Genomic DNA, 2,093 nt, shown 5'->3' with positions numbered 1-2,093 from the left:
TACACGGACGGTGTGATCACCGGCTGGGGCACCGTCGAGGGCCGCACGGTGTTCGTGTACGCGCACGACTTCCGCATCTTCGGGGGCGCGCTCGGCGAGGCGCACGCCACGAAGATCCACAAGATCATGGACATGGCGATCGCGGCCGGGGCGCCGCTGGTCTCGCTGAACGACGGCGCGGGCGCCCGCATCCAGGAAGGCGTCTCGGCGCTTGCGGGCTACGGCGGCATCTTCCAGCGCAACACCAAGGCGTCGGGCGTCATCCCGCAGATCTCGGTGATGCTCGGCCCGTGCGCGGGCGGCGCCGCCTACAGCCCCGCGCTCACCGACTTCGTGTTCATGGTCCGCGACACCTCGCAGATGTTCATCACCGGACCCGACGTGGTCCGCGCGGTCACCGGCGAGGAGATCTCCCAGAACGCCCTGGGCGGCGCGGACGTGCACGCCCAGACCTCGGGGGTGTGCCACTTCGCCTACGACGACGAGGAGACCTGCCTGGCCGAGGTCCGCTACCTGCTGTCGATGCTGCCCGCCAACAACCGCTGCGCCCCGCCCGCGGCGGCAAGCGACGATCCCCCCCGGCGCCGCTCGCCGGCGCTGCTGGACCTGGTGCCGGCCGACGGCAGCCGCCCCTACGACATGACCCGCGTGATCGCCGAACTCGTCGACGACGGCGACTTCCTGGAGGTCCACGAGCGCTGGGCGCGCAACATCATCTGCGCCCTGGCCCGCCTGGACGGCCACGTGGTGGGCATCGTCGCCAACCAGCCGCAGGCCCTGGCCGGGGTGCTGGACATCGAGGCATCGGAGAAGGCGGCCCGCTTCGTGCAGATGTGCGACGCCTTCAACATCCCCCTGCTCACCCTCCTGGACGTGCCCGGCTTCCTGCCCGGCGTCGAGCAGGAACACGGCGGCATCATCCGCCACGGCGCGAAACTGCTGTACGCCTACTGCAACGCCACCGTGCCGCGGATCTCGCTGATCCTGCGCAAGGCCTACGGCGGCGCCTACATCGTCATGGACTCCCAGTCCACCGGCGCCGACCTCACCTACGCCTGGCCCACCAACGAGATCGCCGTGATGGGCGCCGAGGGCGCAGCCGGCGTCATCTTCCGCCGCCAGATCGCCGCCGCCGAGGACCCCGAGGCCACGCGGGCGGCGCTGGTCAAGGAGTACCGGGCCGAGCTGATGCACCCCTACTACGCCGCCGAACGCGGCCTGGTCGACGACGTCATCGACCCGGCCGGCACCCGCGCCGTGCTGATCGCCTCCCTGGCGATGCTGCGCACCAAACACGCCGACCTGCCCTCGCGCAAACACGGCAACCCACCGCAGTAACCCGACGTGACCACGGGGGAGTAGACACACAGTCAGGAGAAAGATGATGGTGCAGCAGGAGCGTGCCGCGCGCACGCGTCAGTCGCTGATGCGGGCGGCGGCCGAGGCATTCGCCGAGGACGGCTTCGTACCCACCACGCTGAGCACCATCAGCAGACGCGCCGGCGTCAGCAACGGCGCCCTGCACTTCCACTTCGAGAACAAACACGACCTGGCCCGGGCCGTGGAGGCCGCCGCCGCCGACGCCGTCCGCGAGATCACCCGCGCCGCCGAACAGCGCCAGGACAGCGCCCTGCAGCGCCTCATCGACGCCACCCACGCCCTGATGAGCAGCCTGGACGAGGACGCGGTGGTACGGGCCGGCTTCGAGCTGGTGGGCACCGCCCCGCGCCGCGGGACCGACGGCGCCGGCACCGACCTGCGCGGGGAGTGGCAGCGCTGGATCGACGCGGTGCTGCACACCGCCAAGGACAACGGCGAACTCGCCGAGGGCGTCTCGGCCGCCGAAGCCTCCACCGCCGTCGTCGCCGCGACCGTGGGCTTTGAGGTCCTGGGCGTCAAGGACCCCAAGTGGGTCTCCCAGCGCACCCTGAGCCAGTACTGGGAACTGATGCTGCCGCGCCTGGCCGCGCCCGAACAGCTGGCCGCCCTGGTCCCGCACGGCCCCACCGCCCCCGTGCCCGGCCCCGCCTCCCGCCGCTAGCAAAACCGACCACACCCCCCACCCCGGTCCGCCCCGCCCCCGCCCCGCCCCC

2 protein-coding genes are annotated in these 2,093 nt (G+C 71.9%); both read left to right on the top strand.

The features are described 5' to 3' along the window. The coding region (locus STRAU_RS28170) for an acyl-CoA carboxylase subunit beta (RefSeq protein ID WP_052029320.1) at positions 1–1,338 on the top strand (1,338 nt) is incomplete at its 5' end. Positions 1,339–1,381: 43 nt separating this feature from the next. Further along, positions 1,382–2,041 (top strand): ScbR family autoregulator-binding transcription factor, encoded by a 660-nt coding sequence (locus STRAU_RS28165; protein WP_016643811.1) that lies wholly within the window; start codon positions 1,382–1,384, stop codon positions 2,039–2,041. Positions 2,042–2,093: the final 52 nt, after the last annotated feature.

The sequence above is a fragment of the Streptomyces aurantiacus JA 4570 genome, from assembly GCF_000414115.1.
Lineage (GTDB): Bacteria > Actinomycetota > Actinomycetes > Streptomycetales > Streptomycetaceae > Streptomyces > Streptomyces aurantiacus_A.
Note: the sequence above shows the minus strand (reverse complement) of the source record. Positions and strands in the feature narration are given on the sequence as shown.

Bases quoted from the DNA above. Each gene is read 5' to 3' on its own strand.
- STRAU_RS28165 (WP_016643811.1), top strand. From the start codon at position 1,382: ATGATGGTGCAGCAGGAGCGTGCCGCGCGCACGCGTCAGTCGCTGATG.